Source organism: Neisseria sp. WLZKY-1 (assembly GCF_046546535.1).
Classification (GTDB): domain Bacteria; phylum Pseudomonadota; class Gammaproteobacteria; order Burkholderiales; family Neisseriaceae; genus Neisseria.
In genome coordinates this window covers 1-21,460 of sequence record NZ_JBKGTW010000006.1, presented here as the reverse complement: position 1 = coordinate 21,460, position 21,460 = coordinate 1, and the positions used below count along the sequence as shown (strand labels likewise).

At 61.2% G+C, this 21,460-nt stretch carries 19 protein-coding genes; 10 read left to right on the top strand and 9 right to left on the bottom strand.

Annotated features, from left to right (window positions below; translation table 11 throughout):
- Positions 1-48: 48 nt before the first annotated feature.
- Complete coding sequence (gene glnE / locus ACLD9W_RS03225) at positions 49-2,739, top strand: bifunctional [glutamate--ammonia ligase]-adenylyl-L-tyrosine phosphorylase/[glutamate--ammonia-ligase] adenylyltransferase (protein WP_410840671.1); 2,691 nt, start codon at positions 49-51, stop codon at positions 2,737-2,739.
- Between the two features lie 179 nt (positions 2,740-2,918).
- Here the strand turns inward: glnE and purH are convergent, their stop codons facing one another.
- A complete protein-coding gene (gene purH, locus ACLD9W_RS03220) occupies positions 2,919-4,502 on the bottom strand; it encodes a bifunctional phosphoribosylaminoimidazolecarboxamide formyltransferase/IMP cyclohydrolase (RefSeq protein ID WP_410840670.1) in 1,584 nt (527 codons plus the stop codon).
- A 125-nt stretch (positions 4,503-4,627) separates the two neighbouring features.
- Here purH and ACLD9W_RS03215 point away from each other — a divergent pair, with 125 nt between their 5' ends.
- Positions 4,628-4,951, top strand: coding sequence for a hypothetical protein (locus ACLD9W_RS03215; protein ID WP_410840669.1), 324 nt, complete (start codon positions 4,628-4,630; stop codon positions 4,949-4,951).
- Positions 4,952-5,017: 66 nt separating this feature from the next.
- Here the strand turns inward: ACLD9W_RS03215 and ACLD9W_RS03210 are convergent, their stop codons facing one another.
- From ACLD9W_RS03210 to ACLD9W_RS03180, 7 genes are all read right to left on the bottom strand, one after another.
- Positions 5,018-6,463 (bottom strand): surface lipoprotein assembly modifier, encoded by a 1,446-nt coding sequence (locus tag ACLD9W_RS03210; RefSeq protein WP_410840668.1) that lies wholly within the window; start codon positions 6,461-6,463, stop codon positions 5,018-5,020.
- 174 nt (positions 6,464-6,637) lie between these two features.
- On the bottom strand, positions 6,638-8,368 hold the full coding sequence (locus ACLD9W_RS03205; protein WP_410840667.1) for a sigma-54-dependent transcriptional regulator: 1,731 nt from the start codon (positions 8,366-8,368) through the stop codon (positions 6,638-6,640).
- Entirely contained in the window at positions 8,355-9,953 is a 1,599-nt protein-coding gene (locus tag ACLD9W_RS03200; RefSeq protein ID WP_410840666.1) for a two-component system sensor histidine kinase NtrB, read from the bottom strand. The genes ACLD9W_RS03205 and ACLD9W_RS03200 overlap by 14 nt, the downstream gene beginning before the upstream one ends.
- 130 nt (positions 9,954-10,083) lie before the next feature.
- On the bottom strand, positions 10,084-12,387 hold the full coding sequence (gene parC, locus ACLD9W_RS03195) for a DNA topoisomerase IV subunit A (protein WP_410840710.1): 2,304 nt from the start codon (positions 12,385-12,387) through the stop codon (positions 10,084-10,086).
- 118 nt (positions 12,388-12,505) lie between these two features.
- Positions 12,506-13,201, bottom strand: coding sequence for an LrgB family protein (locus ACLD9W_RS03190; protein WP_410840709.1), 696 nt, complete (start codon positions 13,199-13,201; stop codon positions 12,506-12,508).
- On the bottom strand, positions 13,198-13,539 hold the full coding sequence (locus ACLD9W_RS03185) for a CidA/LrgA family protein (protein ID WP_009425558.1): 342 nt from the start codon (positions 13,537-13,539) through the stop codon (positions 13,198-13,200). Before ACLD9W_RS03185 ends, ACLD9W_RS03190 begins: the two co-directional genes overlap by 4 nt.
- 222 nt (positions 13,540-13,761) lie before the next feature.
- Positions 13,762-14,049 (bottom strand): hypothetical protein, encoded by a 288-nt coding sequence (locus ACLD9W_RS03180; RefSeq protein WP_410840665.1) that lies wholly within the window; start codon positions 14,047-14,049, stop codon positions 13,762-13,764.
- Positions 14,050-14,166: 117 nt separating this feature from the next.
- Between ACLD9W_RS03180 and ACLD9W_RS03175 the strand changes: the two genes are divergently transcribed.
- The 5 genes from ACLD9W_RS03175 (at position 14,167) to ACLD9W_RS03155 (ending at position 16,396) form a co-directional block, all read left to right on the top strand.
- Positions 14,167-14,586: a CopD family protein gene (locus ACLD9W_RS03175; protein WP_410840664.1), complete on the top strand. Its 420-nt coding sequence runs from the start codon at positions 14,167-14,169 to the stop codon at positions 14,584-14,586.
- Positions 14,587-14,605: 19 nt separating this feature from the next.
- Positions 14,606-15,091, top strand: coding sequence for a CYTH domain-containing protein (locus tag ACLD9W_RS03170; protein WP_410840663.1), 486 nt, complete (start codon positions 14,606-14,608; stop codon positions 15,089-15,091).
- A 69-nt stretch (positions 15,092-15,160) separates the two neighbouring features.
- Positions 15,161-15,514: a VacJ gene (locus ACLD9W_RS03165; RefSeq protein WP_410840662.1), complete on the top strand. Its 354-nt coding sequence runs from the start codon at positions 15,161-15,163 to the stop codon at positions 15,512-15,514.
- Between the two features lies 1 nt (position 15,515).
- Complete coding sequence (locus ACLD9W_RS03160) at positions 15,516-15,908, top strand: acyl-CoA thioesterase (protein WP_410840661.1); 393 nt, start codon at positions 15,516-15,518, stop codon at positions 15,906-15,908.
- Positions 15,905-16,396, top strand: a complete 492-nt coding sequence (locus ACLD9W_RS03155; RefSeq protein WP_410840660.1) for a TlpA family protein disulfide reductase — start codon at positions 15,905-15,907, stop codon at positions 16,394-16,396. Before ACLD9W_RS03160 ends, ACLD9W_RS03155 begins: the two co-directional genes overlap by 4 nt.
- 93 nt (positions 16,397-16,489) lie before the next feature.
- Here ACLD9W_RS03155 and yihA read toward each other — a convergent pair whose 3' ends face one another.
- The gene (yihA, locus tag ACLD9W_RS03150; protein ID WP_410840659.1) at positions 16,490-17,134 is read right to left on the bottom strand and encodes a ribosome biogenesis GTP-binding protein YihA/YsxC; all 645 of its coding nucleotides are present in this window, start codon (positions 17,132-17,134) and stop codon (positions 16,490-16,492) included.
- A 151-nt stretch (positions 17,135-17,285) separates the two neighbouring features.
- Here yihA and ACLD9W_RS03145 point away from each other — a divergent pair, with 151 nt between their 5' ends.
- The 3 genes from ACLD9W_RS03145 to ccsB all read left to right on the top strand — a co-directional run bounded on the left by ACLD9W_RS03145 (position 17,286) and on the right by ccsB (position 21,307).
- The gene (locus ACLD9W_RS03145) at positions 17,286-17,915 is read left to right on the top strand and encodes a c-type cytochrome (protein WP_410840658.1); all 630 of its coding nucleotides are present in this window, start codon (positions 17,286-17,288) and stop codon (positions 17,913-17,915) included.
- Positions 17,916-18,111: 196 nt separating this feature from the next.
- Positions 18,112-20,133: a cytochrome c biogenesis protein ResB gene (locus tag ACLD9W_RS03140; RefSeq protein WP_410840657.1), complete on the top strand. Its 2,022-nt coding sequence runs from the start codon at positions 18,112-18,114 to the stop codon at positions 20,131-20,133.
- Positions 20,117-21,307, top strand: coding sequence for a c-type cytochrome biogenesis protein CcsB (ccsB, locus tag ACLD9W_RS03135; RefSeq protein WP_410840656.1), 1,191 nt, complete (start codon positions 20,117-20,119; stop codon positions 21,305-21,307). Before ACLD9W_RS03140 ends, ccsB begins: the two co-directional genes overlap by 17 nt.
- Positions 21,308-21,460: the final 153 nt, after the last annotated feature.

Here is a 21,460-nt window from a genome sequence, read left to right as displayed (position 1 = left end):
CCTCATGTCTATTCCCTTCCCTATCCGCATCCGCCCCGCCAAACCGCCATGAACTCCATCGAACACGCCCGCCGTTTTTCGCTTTTTCTTGCCCGCAACCTCGATTCAGGCCGTCTGAACGCCGACATTCTGCGCGCCATGACGGACAAGGTTTTGACTGAACAGGATTTTCACGGTTTTGCCGACTGGCCGGGCATTTTGGCGGCACAAGACGAAGAAACGCTGGCACGCAAGCTGCGCGAACTGCGCCGCTATGTGGTGGCGCAGATTATGGTGCGCGATTTAAACCGCATCAGCGATTTAAACGAAGTAACGCGCACGATTACGCAGTTTGCCGATTTTGCCGTCAATACCGCGCTGGATTTTGCCTACGCCTACTACCGCGACCTGTACGGCACGCCAATCGGCCGCTACACGGGCGGGGCGCAGCATTTGAGCGTGGTGGCGATGGGCAAGGCCGGCGGTTATGAATTAAACGTGTCCTCCGACATCGATTTGATTTTCGTCTATCCTGAAGCGGGCGAAACCGACGGCCGCAAGCCGCGCGACAATCAGGAGTTTTTCGTCAAAGTGGGCAAAAAGCTGATTGCGCTGTTGAACGACATCACCGCCGACGGCCAAGTGTTCCGCGTCGATATGCGGCTGCGGCCGGACGGCGACTCGGGCGCGCTGGTGTGCAGCGAAACGGCGCTGGAACAATATCTGATTGCGCACGGGCGCGAGTGGGAGCGTTATGCGTGGTGCAAAGGCCGCGTGGTCACGCCGCACGAGAACGGCATCGCGGCGCTGGTGCGGCCGTTTGTGTTCCGCAAATATCTCGACTACGGCGCCTACGAAGCCATGCGCGGCCTGCACAGCCAAATCCGTGCCGAAGTGGGCAGAAAAGGCATGGAAAACAACATCAAACTCGGCGCGGGCGGCATCCGCGAAATCGAGTTTGTCGCGCAGATTTTCCAAATGATACGCGGCGGGCAACACCGCGCCTTGCAACTCAAAGGCACGCAGGAAACACTGGCCGTGTTGGCAGAGCAGGGCATCATGCCGTCTGAAACCGCCGACGCGCTGCTGGCCGCCTACCGCTTTTTGCGCGATGTCGAACACCGCCTGCAATACTGGGACGACCGGCAAACGCAAACCCTGCCGCAAAGCCCCGAACAGCAGGCGCTCTTGGCCGAGAGCATGGGCTTTGCCGACTATGCCGTCTTTTCAGACAGCCTCAACGCCCACCGCGCCGCCGTGTCCGCCGAGTTCGAGCACATCCTCGCCGCACCCGAAGAGCAAAACGCCGCCCGCTTCGCCGCCCTGTGGCCGAACCCGCCCGCTGAACCCGACGCCCCCGTTTACGCGCAACTGGCCGAAGCGGGTTTCTCGCCGCAGGCCGTGGCAGGCCGTCTGAACAGCCTCGCCCGCAGCAGCCGCTACCGCAGCCTGTCGCCGCGCAGCCTGCGCCTCTTCGACACCCTCGTGCCGCAGGCCGCCGAAGCCGCCGCCGAATACCCCCGCCCCGACGACACCTTCTTCCGCCTCACCGACTTTCTCGAAACCGTCAGCCGCCGCCCCGCCTACCTCGCCTTCCTGATCGAATACCCCAACGAACTCTCGCGCGTCGCCGCCCTGATGAGCCGCAGTGCCTGGATTGCGGGCTACCTGCAACAGCATCCCGCCCTACTCGACGAACTGCTCGGCGCCCAACTGACCGAAAGCCGCCCCGACTGGCCGCAGCTGCGATGCGAGTTGGCCGCCGAACTCGACGCCTGCGAAGACGCCGAAGCGAAAATGGACGCCCTGCGCCGCTTCCGCCACGCCCAAGTTTTCCGTCTCGCCGTACAGGATTTGGCGGGCAAATGGACAGTGGAAGCCCTGTCCGACCAACTCTCCGAACTGGCCGACACCATCCTCGGCCTCACCCTCGAACACGCCTGGCGCGAAATGCCGAAAAAACACCGCCAAAACCCCGCCTTCGCCGTGATCGGCTACGGCAAACTCGGCGGCAAAGAACTCGGCTACACCTCCGACCTCGACCTCGTCTACCTCTACGACGACCCCCATCCCGACGCTGCCCACACCTACGCCCGCCTCGCCAACCGCCTCACCAACTGGCTCTCCGCCGCCACCGGCGCGGGCACGCTCTACCAAACCGACCTGCGCCTGCGCCCCGACGGCGACAGCGGCTTCATCGTCCACAGCCTTGCCGCCTTTGAAAAATACCAGCGCGGCCACGCCTGGACATGGGAGCACCAAGCCCTCACCCGCGCCCGCTTCGTCTGCGGCGATGCCGCCATTCAGACGGCCTTCGAACGCATCCGCAGCGAAATCCTCACCCTGCCGCGCGACAGCGCCGCCCTCAAAAACGACATCCTCGCCATGCGCGAAAAAATCGCCGCCGCCCATCCGCCGCAGGATAACGACGTCAAATACGCGCGCGGCGGCATCGTCGACGTCGAATTCGCCGTGCAGTACCTTATACTCGCCCACGCCCGCGAACTGCCCGCCCTGCTCGACAACTACGGCAACATCGCCCTCCTGGGCACGGCGGCGGAAAACGGCCTCGCCGACCCCACCCTCTGCGGCCGCGCCCGCCGCGCCTACCGCCGCTTCCGCGCCTGCCAGCACAGCGCCGTCCTCGACGAAGCGCAACCCCCCGCCGCCGACAGCGAAACCCTGTCCGCCTACGCCGCCGTGCGCGACTTGCAGCGGCAAATCTTCGGCGCGGATGGGGAAGCCGAGGAGGCCGTCTGAAAGCGCAGTTTCAGCGAAGTTAAAAAACAACGGCGCAAAGGAAAGGCCGTCTGAAAACCCGAAAAGGTGTTTTCAGACGGCCTTGTCCTGTTTGGAGAAACTCCCTTGTGGCTTTGTCTGCCAAAAAAGGCCGTCTGAAACCCGTTTGGCGGCTTTCAGACGGCCTTGGCGTTTTATTCTTAATGCCTGAAATGGCGCACGCCGGTAACGACCATCGCCATGCCGTGTTCATCCGCTGCGGCAAACACTTCTTCATCGCGCACCGAGCCTGCGGGATGAATCACCGCCTTGATGCCCTGTTCGGCAATCACGTCCACGCCGTCGCGGAAGGGGAAGAAAGCGTCCGATGCCGCGCACGCTCCGTTTAAATCCAAGCCGGCGTCTTGCGCTTTGCGGGCGGCGATGCGGGTGGAATCCACGCGGCTCATTTGACCCGCGCCGATGCCGTAGGTTTGGCCGCCTTTGCCGAACACGATGGCGTTGGATTTTACGAATTTCGCCACGTTCCACACAAACAGCAGGTCTTTCCATTCCTGTTCGGTGGGTTGGCGTTTGGAGACGACTTTCAAATCTTCGCGGCGGATGCGGTGGATGTCGGGCGTTTGCACCAGCAGGCCGCCGCCGACGCGTTTGAGCTCGAAGCGGTTTGCGCCCTTGTCCAGCGGCACTTCCAGCACGCGCACGTTTTTCTTGGCGGCGGCGATTTCCAGCGCTTCGGCGGTGAACTTGGGCGCCATCAAGACTTCCATAAACTGGTTGTCGGTAATCTGTTTCACCGTTTCGCCGTCCACTTCGCGGTTAAAGGCGATGATGCCGCCAAACGCGCTGGTGGTGTCGGTGGCGTAGGCAAGGCGGTAGGCGGCAAGCGGATTGTCGGCAACGGCCACGCCGCAGGGGTTGGCGTGTTTCACAATCACGCAGGCGGGCGCGTCAAACGATTTGACCGCTTCCCACGCGGCATCGGCATCGGCGATGTTGTTGTAGGACAACTCTTTGCCCTGCAATTGTTTGTAGTTGGAAAGGCAGCCTGAAAACGGATAAACGTCGCGGTAGAACGCGGCGCGCTGGTGCGGGTTTTCGCCGTAGCGCATTTCCTGCACCTTAAGCCAGCTTTGGTTGAACTGCTGCGGAAACTCGCCGATTTCGGGTTCGCCTGCGAGTTTGTCGTCTGACAGCGAAGTCAGATAATTGGAAATCATGCCGTCGTATTGCGCGGTGTGGCTGAACGCTTTGCGGGCGAGGTTGAAACGGGTTTTGTCGGAAAGGCCGTCTGAATCTTTCAGCTCGGCAACCACGGCGGCAAAATCGGCGTTGTCGGTAACGATGGCGACGTGTTTCCAGTTTTTCGCCGCCGAACGCACCATGGTGGGGCCGCCGATGTCGATGTTTTCAACCGCGTCTTCCAGCGTGCAGCCGGGCTTGGCGATGGTGGCGGCGAAGGGGTAGAGGTTTACAGCCACCAGGTCAATGTTGCCGATGTCGTGTTCCTGCATTTTGGCGACGTGTTCGGCCAAATCGCGCCGGCCGAGGATGCCGCCGTGGATTTTCGGGTGCAGCGTTTTCACGCGGCCGTCGAGCATTTCGGGGAAACCGGTGTAGTCGGCCACTTCGATCACGGGAATGCCCGCATCGGCCAAAAGCGCAGCGGTGCCGCCGGTGGAGAGGATTTCTACGCCCGCTTCGTGCAGGGCGCGGGCAAATTCGACTGCGCCGTTTTTGTCAGAGAGACTAATCAGGGCGCGTTGGATTTTTACGGTGGACATGGATGATGTTCCTTTGCTTCGGAAATTTCGGGCAGGAAAAAGGCCGTCTGAAACGGCGCGGCGGATGGTTCTTGCGGCGCGCATTATCCGTTATTTTCGCGGCGCACGCAGCAGCGACGGCAAAAATGCAGCCCCTGCGCCCGCCTGCTTGGCGCGTCAGCAACAGATGCGCGGTTGGCGCGGCAGACGGGGGTTTCAGACGGCCTTGCAGAGCATCAGGCCGTCTGAAAAAGACGGGCGCGGAGTATCGTCGTTCCGTGCGGCAGGCGGATGGTTTGCCGCTGCCGCATTTTGGGTTGAGAACCGATCTTTCAGACGGCCTCACGGGCATCAGGCCGTCTGAAAACGAATCTTTAATGAAGTTGAAAGGCCGTCTGAAAAAGACGGAGGGGAGTATCGTCGTTCCGTGCGGCAGGCGGGCGGTTTGCCGCTGCCGCGTTTTTGGTTGAGAACCGATCTTTCAGACGGCCTCACAGAACATCAGGCCGTCTGAAAGAGGTGAAACAGCGGCGCTGTCAGAAGGATTTGCCGATTTGCAGGTAGGCGTTGGCTTTGCGGTAGCCGTAGAGCGGGTGGTTGCTGGTGGTTTTCTGCCACACGGTGACGAGGCGGGGGGTGACGCCCCACAGGCTCAGGCGGTTGTGCCAGAGGGAGAGGGAGGCGGAATATTCTTTGTCGTCGCGGCGGATGCGGAAGAAGTCGGCGGCGTCGTAGCGGCGGCGGCCGTAGCCTGCGGAAAGGGCGGTGCCGAATCCTTTGCCCCAGACGCGCACGGCGGATGCGCGGAGGCCGCGTCTGTGGTAGGCGTCGTCGGCGGTGCGGGCGCGTTTGCGCGAGAAGTCGGCGCCGAGGGTGAAGTATTGGCGCGGGCTGTGCTGGAATATCCAGGTGGCGGACAGGCTGCTGTTGCGGCCTTCGAGGAATTTGCGCGTGTCGTAGTGTTGGTAGCTCGATTCGGCGGCGGCGGAGAGGCGGTGGCGTGTGCTGAGGCTGCGCTGCCATTCGGCGCGCAGGCCGGTTTCGCGGGAGTAGGGTTCAGTGCCGTACCAACGGCGCTCGTAGTAGGGGAGGAGGGCGGTTTCGCTGCGGCCGCTTTGGTAGGCGGCGCCGAGGGCGGTGCGGACGGTGAGGTCGTCGTAGCGGTGGTTGTCCCAATAGAATTTGCCGTAGAGGTCGGTTTCGCTGCGCAGGAGCAGATTGTCGGCGAGGTTGAAGTTGCGGGCGAGGCCGGCGGAGTAGGAGAGGCCGCGGGCTTTTTCGGGGGCGGGCAGTGTCCATTCGCCGCTGCCGTAGCGCAGGGTGCGTTCTTTTGTGGCGTTGTTGACGTTGTTGTCGCGGGTGTAGTGGGCGCTCAGGCGGGGCGTCCAGCGGCTGCGGCTGCGGATTTCGTCGAGTTGGCTTTGCAGGGCAGCGCGGGCTTGGGGGTCGAGGTCGGGGGTGGCGAGCAGGGCGGTGTAGTGCGCTTGTGCGGAGACGTTGCGGTGGTCGTCTTTCAGTGCCTGCGCCAGACGGAGGCGGACGAGGAAGGCGTCGGGCATTCGGCGGTAGGCGTTTTGCAGGCGCCTGACGGCTTCGCGGTAGCGGCCGTCGCTTTGGGCGGCCATACCTTCGGCCGTCTCGAGCAGGACGGGGTCTTGTCCTTCGGGCAGGCGGCGGTAGACGGGCAGAAGGAGTTTGATGGCGGCGGTGTTGGCGGCGATAACGGAGGAGGAGAGGGCGCGGTGCAGCAGGCCGGGGTGTTGCAGCAGTTCTTCGGGGTCACTGAATGTGAGGGTGCCGCCGTTTTGGGAAACGCTGCCCTCGGGCGCGGATGCGGGGGCGGGCAGTTCGTCGGAGCCGGTGAGGTCGAAGCGGGTGTCGGGTTGGCTGAGGGTGGAGCGTGTGGCGGGGTTCGGCAACTCGTCGGCACGCGCTGCGGACAGGGCGGCAAGCAGGAGCAGGAAGGGTAGGCGTTTGGGCATGGCGGCGGGGCGGTGGTTGGCGGACGGAGGCCGTCTGAAAGGGGGGAAACCTTTTTTCAGACGGCCTTTTTGGGCGGCGGACGGGGTGGGATGCTTTGCGGATGATCCGTTTTGCCCGCCGTGTTTTTCACTTCGTCGGGGCTGCGTTTTCAGACGGCCTGATTTCAGACGGCCTTATTCGATGTTCAGCCTTTCCATGCGGTAGCGCATGGAGCGGAAGCTGATGCCGAGGAGTTTGGCGGCCTGGGTGCGGTTGTAGCGGGTGATGTTCAGCGCCTGTTCGATGATGGAACGCTCGAGCAGGTCGAGGTATTCCTGTATCTGGCTTTGGCCGGGGACGAAGGGCGGCATGGCGTCGAAGTTCATCGGCGGCAGCGCTTCGCTTTCGGCGGCCGGTTCGGGGCGCGGGGCGCGGGTTTCGCCTGCCGGTGTGGCGGCGGGGGCAAGGTCGGCGGGGCGGGGGCCGTGTCCGGCGGTGATTTGCAAATCGTCGATTTGGATGACGCTGCCGGTGGTGAGGGCGACGGCGCGTTCGAGGATGTTTTCCAGTTCGCGGAAGTTGCCGGGGTAGCTGTACGAGAGCAGGGCTTCCTGTGCTTTGGGGCTGAGGCGGTAGCCGCCGGGGATGCCGTTGCTGTGTTTGTTGAGCATGCGCATGATGAGGCCGCCGAGGTCTTCGCGCATTTCGCGCAGGGGCGGCATATGCAGGGTGACGACGTTGAGGCGGTAGTACAAGTCCTGTCGGAAGGCGCCGCTTTCGACAAGGGCTTCGAGGTTTTTGTGGGTGGCGCAGACGATGCGTACGTCTACCGGCGTTTCTTTGGCGTCGCCGATGCGGCGCACGGCTTTTTCCTGGATGGCGCGCAGCAGTTTAACCTGCATGGCCAGCGGCAGGTCGGCCACTTCGTCGAGGAAGAGGGTGCCGCCGTCGGCGTGTTGGAAGAAGCCCATGCGGTCTTGGTCGGCGCCGGTGAAGCTGCCTTTTTTGTAGCCGAAAAACTCGCTTTCCATCAGGTTTTCGGGAATCGCGCCGCAGTTGACGGCGATAAAGGGGCCGTCGGCGCGCGGCGAGAGTTCGTGGATGCTGCGGGCGGCCTGTTCCTTACCCGAACCGGATTCGCCGGAGATGTAGACGGGCACGACGCTGTCGGCGAGGCGGCGGATGAGGTGGCGCACTTCGACCATCTGCGGCGACATGCCCAGCAGGCGGGGCATATCGGCATCGCCGCCGACTTCGTTTTCGTGGTGTGCGGGCGCTTGCGCGTCTGATGCGGCCGCGGTTTGCGGCGTGGCGCTGCGGAAGCGTTCGCGCAGGGAGCTGAGGGCGCCGGGCGGGGTGACGGGGCGGTCGATGCCGCCGGAAATGCCTTTGCGCACGGGTTTGGGCGTGTCGGGCGCACGGGCGGGCGTGGCGGCGACGGGCTGCGGGCGCGGCGGCACGGGCGGCGGCATATAGGGCGCGGCCGGCGCGGGCTGTGGAGCGGGCGCGGCGGGGGCTGTGGGTTTGGTTTCGGCGGCTTCGGGCTCGTTCACTTTCACCGCCGATTTCACCAGCGAGCGCAGCTGCGAGAGGGTGATGGGTTTTTGCAGGTAGTCGAACGCGCCTTCTTTCAGGGCTTCGACGGCCTGGTCGGCGTTGCCGAAGGCGGTGATGACGGCAACGGGCGTGTCCAGCGACAGGCGGTTGATGTGCTGGACGACTTCCAGTCCCGAGCCGTCGGGCATGCGCATATCGGTGAGCACCAGCGAGTAGTCGCTGTTTTCCAGCTTGTCTTTGGCGTCTTCCACGCCGACGGCGGTGTCGACGCGCAGACCCATTTTCATCAGGGTCATTTCCATCAGGTCGCGGATGTCCGCTTCGTCGTCTACGACCAGTACGGGGTGTTGCAGGTCACTGTTCTTCATGGTTGTTGTCCTTCGGAAGGATGAGTTCGAAGCCGTTCATTTCGGGATGGTAGTGCAGCTGGCCGAGGTTGGCGTGCGCCAGTTCGCGGGCGACGTAGAGGCCGAGGCCGGTGCCGGTTTTTTCGGTGGTGAAGAAGGGCTCGAAGAGTTGGTTGCGGATGTCGGGCGGCACGCCTGCGCCGTTGTCGGACACCACTATCGAAATGTTGAGTTTGCCGCTGGGGCGTATCAGCACGCGGATGGCGCTTTCGTCTTTTTTGCTGTGCCGCCAGGCATTGTTGCACAGGTTCCACATGATTTGCTGCAGGTGCATCGGGTCGGCGGTGACGGCCAGCTGTTTGCCCTGCATTTCCATTTTGATGCAGTACACCGCGTCGGGGTTGCTGAGGGTGAATTCCTGTTTGAACGCCAGCCAGAATTTCATCAGGTTGATGTGTTCGCGGCCGAGGTTGTCTTTTTTGTTGAGCATCGACACTTCTTCCAGCATTTTGTCGATGCGGCGGATGTTGCCATCGATGATGCCGTGCAGCTTGCGGCTCATCGGGTCTTCCACACTTTCCTGCAAAAGGTCGTTGGCGTGGCGGATGGCCGACATGGGGTTGCGGATTTCGTGGGCGAGGTTGGCGGTGAGCTGGCCGAGGGAGGCGAGTTTGGTGGCCATCGCTTCGGCGGCGATTTCGCGCAGCGAGCGCACGAAGAGCATGAGGAGCTGGCCGTCTTCCTGAACCAGCGGCACGGCGCGCACGTGCATCGAATGCTGGTGCAGGTGGATGTCGGTTTCGAAGGGGCGGTCGGGGTTGTAGAGCCAGCGTCTGGCCAGGTCTTCGAAAATTGGCTCTTTCTGTTCGGGCGCGAGGCCGGGGAAGTAGGTTTTGGCCTGACGGTTGAACAGCCAGACTTTCAGCTCGGGGTCGATGACGATGACGGCTTCCTGCACGCGGTTGAGCACCAGCAGGTTGAGGCCGCGCACGCGGTTGTAGTTGCGCTTGTGTTTGAGCGCGGAGGCGTTGGCGGCTTTGAGGAATTTGGCGCTGTACGAGGTGAGGTAGGCGACGGCGAAGGAGGCGGCGATGAGGACGACGCCCATGCCGATGTTGTGGCCGTCCCACTGCTGCGTGTCGAGGGCGAGCTGGTCGGTGAGGAACATGACGCAGACGATGCACAGGGTGGTGAATCCGGCGTAAAGCGCGGGGAAGCGGCCGTAGCTGAGCATGCAGGAGGTGGCGATGAAGGGCAGTACGAGGATGCCGATGCCTGTGCTGATGCCGCCGGTGAGGTAGACGAGCACCATAATCATCAGGATGTCGATAACGGCGCTGGCGTTGGGCAGGCGGTCGGTTTTCTGCTGTACCCAGTGCGGGCGGACGAAGGAAAACAGGGTGATGCCCGCGTAAACCGCCGCCCACAGGTAGAAGGTGGAGGGGGTGACCATTTTGCGCAGGCCGGCGTTGTCGGAGAACATGGCCATCAGGTGCAGCGCGGTCATGGCGGTGACGATGGTGAGGCGACAGATGTTGATGAGCCACGGGATGCGGTCGATCTGCTCTTCCCAGTTGTCGGTTCTGCTGAGAAAGGAGTTTTTCATATTGTTGTTTGGCATTTTTCCGTAGAGGCCGTCTGAAAGCGGAGTTAAAAGGTTTCAGACGGCCTTTTGTGTTTGGTACGCGCATTGTCGCAGATTGCGGCCACGCCCGTTTTTCAGACGGCCTTTGCGGTTAATCTTTGGCTTTAATGGCTTTCAGACGGCCTGAAACTTCCAAAATTTTCCCTTTGCGGCCGCGTTTGCCCGCGATGTCTTGGATACGCAGTTTTTCCTGATGCACCGCGCCGCGTTTGCCGACGGTTTCAACGACAAATTCGGGCGTGGACACCACGGCGATGTGTTCGAGGCGGAGGCCGTCTGAAAGCGGGGTGAGCTGCAAACCGCGCCCTTTGGGCATCACTTTCAATTCGCCCAGCGGGAAGGCCAGCAGGCGGTTGCCGCTGTCGGCAGTAACGACTTTGCAGTCGGGATTGATGAGCGAGGAGGCATACACGGGCACGGGCGGCAGCACGGTTTCGCCCGCATCGAGCGTCATCAGCACTTTGCCGTTTTTGTTGCGGCTGACCATGTCGGCGAGTTTGGCGATAAAGCCGTAGCCGCCGCTGCCGGCCAAAAGATAGTGCTGCTCGGACAGGCCGGTGAGCATGGCGGCGGGTTTTGCGCCGTTTTGCAGCTCGATTAATGAAGACACGGGCACGCCGTCGCCGCGCCCGCCGGGGATTTCGGCGGCATCGAGCGTGTAGGTGCGGCCTTGTGTGTCGAGTATCACCACCGGCCACACGGTGCGGCCTTCGAGGGTTTGTTTGAGGCGGTCGCCTTCTTTAAACGCGGTTTGGCTCAAATCAAGGTTGTGGCCGGCCCGGCTGCGTATCCAGCCTTTTTCCGACAGAATCAGGGTAACAGGTTCGTCGGTGGTGGTCTGCGTGAGCACGGCGCGGCCGGCTTCCTGCACCAGCGTGCGGCGTTCGTCGCCGTATTGCTTCATGTCGGCCTGCATTTCTTTGATGATGAGCTTTTTCTTTTCGTTTTCGTCGCCGAGCAGAATGTTCAGACGGCCTTGCTCTTCGCGCAGTTCGTTCAATTCTTTTTCGAGTTTGAAGCCTTCGAGGCGGGCGAGCTGGCGCAGGCGGATTTCGAGAATGTCTTCGGCTTGGATTTCGGTGAGGCCGAACGCCGCCATCAGGTCGGTTTTCGGGTCGTCCGACTCGCGGATGACTTTAATCACTTCGTCGATGTGCAAAAAGACTTTCAGACGGCCTTCGAGAATGTGCAGCCGTTTTTCCACCTGCGAAAGGCGGAATTTCAGACGACGTGTAACGGTAACAACGCGAAAATCCAGCCATTCCTGCAAAATGGTTTTCAGGTTTTTCTGCGCGGGGCGGTTGTCCAAACCCATCATCACCAGGTTCATCGACACATTGCCTTCGAGCGAAGTCTGAGCCATCAGCGTGTTGATGAAGGTATCGGTATCGATGCGGCTGGATTTCGGTTCGAACACCAGTCGCACGGGATGTTCGCCGTCGGACTCGTCGCGCACGCGGTCGATTAAATCCAGCATCAGCTTTTTGGTGTTGAGCTGGTCTTGGTTGAGCTGCTTTTTACCCGCTTTCGGTTTCGGGTTGGTTTGTTCTTCGATTTCGGCAAGGATTTTGGCGGAATTGGCGTTCGGCGGCAGCTCGGTAACAATCACGCGCCACTGGCCGCGTGCGAGCCGCTCGATTTCGTAACGCGCACGCACGCGCACGCTGCCTTTGCCCGTTTCGTAAATCTGGCGCAAATCCGCCGCCGGCGTGATGATTTGGCCGCCGCCGGCAAAGTCGGGCGCGGGGATGTATTCCATCAGATCGGCGGTGTCGAGATGCGGTTTTTTCAACAGCGCGACGGCGGCTTGGGTAACTTCGTTCAAATTGTGCGACGGGATTTCGGTGGCCATGCCCACGGCGATGCCCGACGCGCCGTTGAGCAATACCATCGGCAGCCGCGCGGGCAGGGTAACGGGTTCTTCAAACGCGCCGTCGTAGTTGGGCACGAAATCCACCGTGCCCTGATGGATTTCCGACAGCAAAAGCTCGGCAATCGGCGTGAGCCGCGCCTCGGTGTAACGCATCGCCGCCGCGCCGTCGCCGTCGCGCGAACCGAAGTTGCCGATGCCGTCGATGAGCGGATAGCGCAGCGTGAAATCCTGCGCCATGCGCACCATCGCCTCGTAGGCCGAGATGTCGCCGTGCGGATGGTATTTGCCCAAAATCTCGCCGACCACGCGGGCAGACTTCACGGGTTTCGCGCCCGAGGTCAGACCCATGTCGCGCATGGCGTAGAGAATGCGCCGCTGCACGGGCTTTTGGCCGTCTGAAACTTCGGGCAGGGCGCGGCCTTTGACCACGCTCATGGCGTATTCGAGATAGGCGCGTTCGGCGTATTGGCCGAGCAGCAGGGTGTCGTGGTCGGAAACGGGAGATGGGGTGTCGTGAATCATGCGCGGGGAGGGTTGGGGGAAAAGGGCGGTATTGTAAAGCAAAATTAACGCAGCGGCATGGCGGCAGGCCGTTCCCGTCTGCACGGGAATGACGTTTCTGAAAACCTTTCAGACGGCCTCAATAACCCATCAGCGGCAGCAGCACGGGCACGAGAAAGGCGGTGAGCACGCCGTTGACGATTAAGCCCAAGCCCGCGTAGGCGGCGTATTTCTTGCTGCGTTCGAGCGAAGCGGCCATGCCCATCGCGTGCGAGGCGGCGCCCACCGACATGCCCTGCGACATCGGCTTGTGCACCGTGCCCAGCCGCAGCAGGCGGTAGCCCGCCGTCTGGCCGATCATGCCGGCGGCAATCACCGAGGCGGCGGTGATGGCGGGCAGGCCGCCGATGCTGCGGGTGATTTCGATGGCGATGGGGCTGGTGACCGATTTGGCGGCAAGGCTCAACACGGTTTCCCGTTCCGCGCCCGCGAGTTTGGCGAGGTAGACCGCGCTGACGATGCCGGTGACGCTGCCTGCGGTTTGCGACAGGATAATCGGCAGCCACTGGCGGCGGATTCTGTCCCAGTTGAGATACAGCGGTACGGCCAGGCCGACGACGACGGGTTTGAGCCAGAAATCGATGAATTGCGCCGCCTGATGGTAGTCGGGATAGGCGATGCCGCAGAGTTTCAGATAGATGATGACCAGCGCGGTGGTGCACATCACGGGATTGAAGAGGACGTTGCCGGTGCGGGCGCGCACAATGTTCACCAGCCAGTAGGCGGTAACGGTGAGCCAGAGCAGTACGGCGGGGTGGCGCAGCATATCCATCAGCGTTTGCGCAGCAGTTCGTGCGTTTTGCCGGTGACGAACATTACCGCCAGCGTGCTGAACACGGTGGACACGGCAATCGGCCAAAAATCGCGCGCCACCAGATCGAGATATTCCATTACCGCCACGCAGGGCGGTACGAGAAACAGCGACAAATTGGCCATCATCGTGTCCACCGCGCCCTGCAGCCACGCGGTTTTCACCCAGCCGGCCTGTAAGGCGGCAAACAGCAGCGCCATGCCGATGATGCTGCCGGGCAGTTGCAGGCCGGTGAAATGAATCACCGCCTCTCCGGCGGCGAGAAAACCGAAAATAATGCTCAGGGCGCGGATGAGGTGCATGGGCGGTGTTCTCCTGTGTGATGGATTTTGATGTTGTGCTGCGGCGGAATATAGCGGGCGGCTTAACAAAAGGCAACATTGGGCAACATAAAGAGGCCGTCTGAAAGCGCAGCTTTAACGAAGTGATGGCGGAAACGGGCCTTCAGGCGGCCTCGATAGTGCGGCAGGCAGGCAAAAGGCCGTCTGAAAACGGGTTTCAGACGGCCTTGTGTATCGCGGGCTTTATTTCTTTTCTTTCTTTTCGCGCTCTTCGGCTTTTTTTGCCGACGCTTCCAGGCGGGCGGCTACGTAGTCCACCATCAGGTCTTTTTTCTCCCAGAAAAAGGTTTCCATTTTTTGCAGGGAGTAGATGCGGCGCACCATGCCGGGCAAACCGGCGTGGATGATGGCGGCGACTTCTTTGTTCAGCGCTTCGTTGTCCATTGCGGTTTTCAGATCGACGGCTTTTTCGGCGAGGAAGGCGTTGAGGTTTTTCACCACGCCGCCGTGGATTTCAAACTGGTTGAGCATGACTTTGTTTCCCTTTTTGTCGGTTGGTTTGAAAGGCGTGCATTATAGCGCAAAAGCCGCCGCAGGCCGCGGCGGGCTGCTATATAATGCGCGCCTCTCGGGGGAGGCCGTCTGAAAATGTATTTGTGGTTTAAGTTTCTCCATCTGTTTTTCATCATTTCGTGGTTTGCGGGTTTGTTTTACCTGCCGCGTATTTATGTGAATCTGGCGCAGGCAGACGTGGCCTCGGCCGAATACCGCCGTCTGCTCGACATGGCGCGGCGGCTGTTGCGTTTTATGACGCCGCTGGGCGCGGGTGCGCTGGTGTTCGGCCTGCTTGTGCCGTTTGCCGCGGGCTGGTGGGGGCAGGGCTGGGTGTACGCCAAACTGGCGCTGGGGCTGTTTCTCGCCGCCTACCATGTCTGCTGTTTTTTCCTGCTGCGCGCCTTTACCGCGCAGCGCAACCGCCGCAGCCACAAGTGGTACCGCGTGTTTAACGAAATCCCCGTGCTGGCAATGATTGCCGCGCTGTATCTGGTGGTTTTCAAACCGTTTTAAGCAAAGAGGCCGTCTGAAAATGACTGTGGAAATCGAACGCCGTTTTTTGTTGGCAAACGATGCTTGGCGCGCCGAAGCGGGCGAGCCGCGCCTGATGAGCCAGGGCTATCTGAGCGTGGAAAAAGAGCGCACCATCCGCGTGCGCATCGTCGGCGAACAAGCGTGGCTGACGCTCAAAAGCTGGATTTCCGACGTGACGCGTAGCGAGTTCGAGTATGAAATCCCTTTGGCGCACGCGCGGGAGATTTTGCACAGCATGTGCCCTTTCCGTATGGAAAAACGCCGCTACGAAATCCGCTGCGACGGCTTTACCTTTGAAATCGACGAATACGCGGGCGACAACGCGCCGCTGGTCGTGGCCGAAATCGAGCTGCCCGCCGAAGACGCCGCCTTTCCCCGCCCCGCCTGGCTCGGCCGCGAAATCACCTCCGACGGCCGCTTTACCAACGCCTATCTGAGCAAACACCCGTATGCCGGATGGAGCGAAACCGAAAAGGCCGTCTGAAACGCTTTCACTTTGTTGAAGCCCCGCTTTCGGAAACGTCATTCCCGCTGTTTACCAAGGAGCAAAACCATGTATGAAGTCAACCGCAGCGCCTTTCTTCTGATTCCGCAAGAGCCCTTTTTGCACTGGCTGCACTCGGTCGGTGTCAGGGATGTCACCCTCGAAGATTTGCAGGCCGACGCCAACGCCTACCTTACCGATCCGTGCGACCATGTCGACGATGTTTGGGACATCATCGAACACCGCACCGCCGAGATTTTCGCCGCCGAACTGGCCGACTGGTGCGAAGACGAAAGCCTGTGGCCGGATCTCCATCCCGACATTTTCGCCGAATGGTTCGATATCCGCCCCGCCTCCCTCGTCACCGACCTGTCTGCCGAACCGCTGGCGCGCGAAAGCTTCGTGCCCTTTGAAACGCACTGAGATGGAAGACGCCGTTTTCCGCATACGCGGCTACCACCTCGACGGCTACGGCCATGTGAACAACGCGCGCTACCTCGAATTTCTCGAAGAAGCGCGCTGGCACTTTTTCGAACAGCACGACCTGCTCGGCGAGCTGGCAGGCGTGCAGATAGTCGTCGCCCGCGTCGATATCCGCTACCGCCGCAGCGCGGTGGCGGGCGACGTGCTTACCGTGCGCAACCGCGTCAAAACCGTCGAGCCGCGTCTGGCCGTTATCCGCCAGATTGTCTCCTTTGCCGACAGCGGCAAAACCGCCGCGCAGGCCGATGTCACCCTCGTGCCCGTTTCAGACGGCCGCAGCACCGAATTTCCTGCCGCCGTCTTCCAAACCCTGCAACAGATGTTCCGCTCATGAAAAAAACCGCCGTTTTCGCCGCCGCCGCGCTGGTCTGCGGCCTGCTGGCCTTTATCCTGATTCCTTCGGGCACGCCCGCCCCCGCCTTCTCGCTGCCCGATCTGCACGGCAAAACCGTGACCGAGCGCGATTTCCAAGGCAAAGTCACCTTCGTCAATTTCTGGTTTCCCGCCTGCCCCGGCTGCGTGTCGGAAATGCCGAAAATCGTGAAAATGTCGCACGACTACCGAAACCACAACGGTTTCCAAATCCTCGCCGTCGCCGAACCCTACGACCCGCTCGAGAGCGTGAAAACCTACGCCGCAGAGCGCGGCATGGATTTCACCGTGGTGTACGACGCCGACAAAGCCGCCGCCCGCGCCTTCGGCACGGCGGTATATCCCACCTCCTTTTTGGTCGACAAAGAGGGCAGGGTGCTGAAAACCTTTGTCGGCGAACCCGATTTCGCCGAGCTTTACCGCCTGATAGACGGCGAGATGGCCGAGTAGACCGTCTGAAAACAGCCGCCGCACGGCTTTCAAACCGTGCTCCAAGCAAAAAGGCCGTCTGAAAGCGTTTCAGACGGCCTCCTGCGGGCGGTTTCAATCCGTTTTTTCAAGTTCCTGCGGTTCTTGCGCCTGCCCTTCGCCCAAACGCGCGAACCAGCCCGCGACAACCGCTTCCGTTTCCGCCATGCCCTGCTTTTTCAGGCTGGAAAAAAGCTGCACCGTCACCTCCTGCCGCTCGGAAAACGGTTTTAACGCTTTCTTGACAGAAGACAAGGTTTTGATTTGGTCGTTCTTAGATAATTTGTCCGCTTTGGACAACAGGATATGCACCGGACGGCCGGTTTCGGCAAAGAAATCCAGCATCTGCATATCCAGCTCTTTGAGCGGATGGCGGCAGTCCATAATCAGCACTAGCCCGACCAACTGGCGGCGCGTACGCAGATAGTCGCCCAGCAGCGCCACCCAGTGCCGCCGCACCGCTTCGGGCACCTGCGCGTAGCCGTAGCCCGGCAAATCGGCCATGAAATGCCCGTCGGCCAGCTCGAAAAAATTGATGTGCTGCGTGCGCCCGGGCGTTTTCGACACATAGGCCAGCCGCACATGGTTGCACAGCGTGTTGATGGCGCTGGACTTGCCCGCATTGGAGCGGCCGACGAAAGCGATTTCCGCGCCCGTGTCGGGCAGGTCTTTCAAATGGTTGACCGTAGTGAAGAATTTTGCGTTTTGAAATAAGTTCATAACTATGGAAAAAATAGTTAAATTTGGTATAGAATACCACGTTTGCAGACCAACGGTTTAACGCGGCGGTAAAAAAGCGCCGCGTATCGAGTATCGAAAATATAGAAAAAAGGGTGTTGCGGATACCGCAATGCTGCAATCAGGAGCCTCCATGAAACGTTTAACCCTACTGACTCTGGCACTTGCCTCCGGTACGGCTTTTGCCGCGCCCAAGGCCGACGTGGCCAAAGGCAAGCAGATTGCCCAAACCGTCTGTGCGGCCTGCCATGCCGCCGACGGCAACAGCGGTATTTCCACCTATCCGAAACTCTCGGCGCAGCACGCAAAATACATCGCCGTGGAAACAAAAGCCATCAAAGACGGCAAGCGCACCACCGGCGGCGCGGCGGCGATGAAGCCGATGGTGATGAGCCTCAGCGAGCAGGACATCGCCAATGTCGCCGCCTTCTACGCCACGCAGACGCCCAAATCGGGCGAAGCCAATCCGAAAGACAACCTCAAACTCGGCGCGCAGATTTACCGCGGCGGCCTCGCCGGTAAAAAACTGCCCGCCTGTATGTCCTGCCACGGCCCCAGCGGCGCGGGCATGCCCGGCAGCGGCACCGACGTCAACGCCTATCCCCGTCTGGGCGGCCAGCACAAAGACTACACCGTCACCCAGCTCAAAGCCTACGCCTCCGGCCAGCGCACCAGTCCGAACGGCATGATGGAAGACATCGTCAAACGCATGTCGGAAGAGGAAATCAACGCCGTAGCCAACTTCATCCAAGGCCTGCACTAAGCCGCAGCGGCCGCGTTCCGTTTGACGGCGCGGCTTTTCAGACGGCCTCTTGCGCTGCAGGAGGCCGTCTGAAAACACCTGCGATTGATTCGGTCAATCAGACATCGGGCTGCCGCTACGTCCAGCGTATCGGCAGCCCGGTTTGTAGTAAAATCTGCGCCTTCCGTTTCCCGCCCGTCCCTTCCCTCTCTTCAAAATGACCCGTTCCGAAAAAATCCCCCTTATCCGCCGTCCGTGGTTTGCCTTTTTAAGCTCCATGCGCTTTGCCGTGGCGCTGCTGTGCGTGCTGGCGGTGGCTTCGGTGATCGGCACGGTGTTGCAGCAGAACCAGGCGCCGGCGGACTACATCGTCAAGTTCGGCCCGTTTTGGGCGAAGATTTTCGAGTTCCTCGGCCTTTACGACGTGTACGCCTCGGGCTGGTTCGTCGTTATCATGCTGTTTCTCGTCCTCAGCACCGGCCTGTGCCTGTGGCGCAACGTGCCGCCGTTTTGGCGCGAAATGCGCTCTTTCCGCCTGAAAGCTTCCAAACGCTCGCTCGCGGCGATGAAAAACAGCGCGCTGCTGGAAAGTGCGGTTGCGCCCGAAGTGGCCGCGCGCTATTTCGCCGTGCAGGGTTTCGCCGTCAAACAGAGCGCGCGTGAAGACGGCTCGGTGCTGGTGGCGGCGAAAAAAGGGGCGATGAACAAATGGGGCTATATTTTCGCCCATCTGGCCGTTATCGTGATTTGCCTCGGCGGCCTGATCGACAGCAACCTGCTGCTGAAAATCGGCATGCTCACGGGCAGAATCGTCCCCGACGATGCCGCCGTTTTCGCCCGAGATTTCAAGCCGCAAAGCGTGCTGGGCGCGGGCAACCTGTCGTTTCGCGGCAATGTCAACCTCAGCGAAGGGCAGGAGGCCGACGTGGTGTTTCTCAACGCCGACAAAGGCATGCTGGTGCAGAAGCTGCCCTTTGCCGTGAAACTGAAAAAATTCAATATCGACTTCTACCACACGGGCATGCCCAGCGATTTTGCCAGCGAGCTGGAAATCACCGACAAAGCCAGCGGCAAACGCGAAACGCACACCGTGCGCGTCAACCATCCCTACACCCTGCACGGCGTCACCATCTATCAGGCCAGCTTTGCTGACGGTGGCTCCGACGTCGCCTTTAAAGCTTGGAATCTCGCCTCGGCCAGCAGCAGCTTCGCCGACCTGAAAGGCCGCTCGATGAACACCTTCCCGCTCAATATGGGCGGCGAACAGAAATACACGCTCGAACTCGACCAATTCGCCTCCACCAATGTCGAAGACATGGGCAGGCCGTCTGAAAAGGCTTCAGACGGCCTCCAAGGCAAAATCAACGACGTGCGCAGCGTGCGTCAGGACAAAAAATTCACCAACCTCGGACCCAGCATCATCTACCGCCTGCGCGACAAAGCCGGGCAGGCCGTCGAATTCAAAAACTACATGCTGCCTGTCAAACAGGAAGACGGCCTGTTTTTCGTCACCGGCACACGCTCCGGCTTGGAGCAGCAATACCGCTGGCTGCGCATACCCGCCGATAGCAAAAACAACATCGACACCTTCATGGCCTGGCGCGAGCTGATGAACGACGAAACCCTGCGCCGCCGCACCGCCGCCGAAGCCGCGCAGGCCGCGCCCGAGGCCGTGCGCGCCCAGTTTGCCACCGCCGTCGAAAACACCCTCGCCCTCTTCGCGCGCGGCGGCTATCTCGAACTCGACCGCTTCGTGCAAACCGCCGTGCCGGAAAACGAGCGCGACAAAATGAACGGCTATTTCTACCAAATGCTCTTCGCCGGCGCCCGCCCCATACTCGACGAAGCCCTGAAAAAACAAAACCTGCCGCCTATGGACGACGAAGCGCACAAACGCTACCTGCTCGCCGCCATGGACGCCTACACCGGCCTCACCGAATATCCTGCCCCCGTGCTGCTGCAACTGGACGGCTTCACAGAAGTCCGCTCCTCCGGCCTGCAAATGACCAAATCGCCCGGCGCCTCGCTGGTTTACCTCGGCTCCCTGCTGCTGGTGCTCGGCACCGTATTCATGTTCTACATCCGCGAAAAACGCGCCTGGCTGCTGTATGAGGGCGGACAAATCCGCTTCGCCATGTCGTCCAACCGCCACGAGCGCGACTTGAAAACCGAATTTCCCGCCCACCTGGCAAACCTGCAACAGCTTGCCGAGGACCTGAACCATGACACGCCCCACTGACCCCGCCGTGCCCGAACACCGCCTGCTCGCGCAGCACACCGTCTGGCAGACCCTCACCGCCGCCGACTGGCTCTATGCCGCCCTGATGTTCGCCGTCGCCGCCTCCGCCCAATACAGCCTGCCGCACCGCATGGACGGCTACGAAACCGCCATGCTCTGGCTCAGCGCCGCCGCCGCCGCCGCCCTCGGCTGGTTTTTCAAGCCCCTGCGCTGGTTCGTCCCCCTCTCACTCGCCCTCGCCTATGGCGGCGTCGCCCTCTACGGCGGCGATTTTGCCAACCACGACCGCTTCCTGCTGCGCTACTTCCTCAGCAGCCAGTCCGCCATCATGTGGCAGTGCGCCCTCATCTTCTGCGCCCTCTTTGCCTATCTTTCAGGCGGCCTCATCGCCATGCGCCAACAACGCCAAAGCAACACCCTCCTCGGCATGGCCACCGCCTTCGGCTGGCTCTCCGCACTGGCCGGATTCACCGGCCTTCTGGTGCGCTGGCACGAAAGCTACCTCATCCTCGGCAGCGCCGGGCACATCCCCGTCTCCAACCTCTACGAAGTCTTCATCCTCTTTCTCGTCATCAGCGCCCTGATGTACTGGTATTACGAAAGCCGCTTCGCCGTGCAGAAACTCGGCGGCTTCGTCTACCTCTTCATGGCCGGCGTCGTCTGCTTCGTCCTCTGGTACAGCCTCAGCCGCAACGCCCAGCAAATCCAGCCGCTCATCCCCGCCCTGCAATCGTGGTGGATGAAAATCCACGTCCCCGCCAACTTCATCGGCTACGGCGCCTTCTGCATCGCCGCCATGCTCGGCGTCGCCCAACTGCTCGCCATCCGCGCCGAAGCCGCCTACACCCGCCGCCGCCTGCCCGAGTCCGCCCTTATCGAAGAAATCATGTACAAAGCCATCGCCGTCGGCTTCCTCTTCTTCACCCTCGCCACCATCCTCGGCGCACTGTGGGCGGCCGACGCCTGGGGACGCTATTGGAGCTGGGATCCGAAAGAAACCTGGGCGTTTGTCGTCTGGCTCAACTACGCCGTCTGGCTGCACCTGCGCCTGGTTGCCGGATGGCGCGGCAAAATCCTTGCCTGGTGGGCAATCTGCGGCCTGCTGATAACCGCCTTCGCCTTCGTCGGCGTCAACATGTTCCTCAGCGGCCTGCACTCCTACGGCGGACTGTAAACGGCGGCACAACGCGAAAAGGCCGTCTGAAAAAAACTGCGAAGCAGGTTTTTTCAGACGGCCTTTTCAGACGGCCTTTTCAGACGGCCTTTTCAGACGGCCTTTTCAGACGGCCTTTTCAGACGGCCTTTTCAGACGGCCTTTTCAGACGGC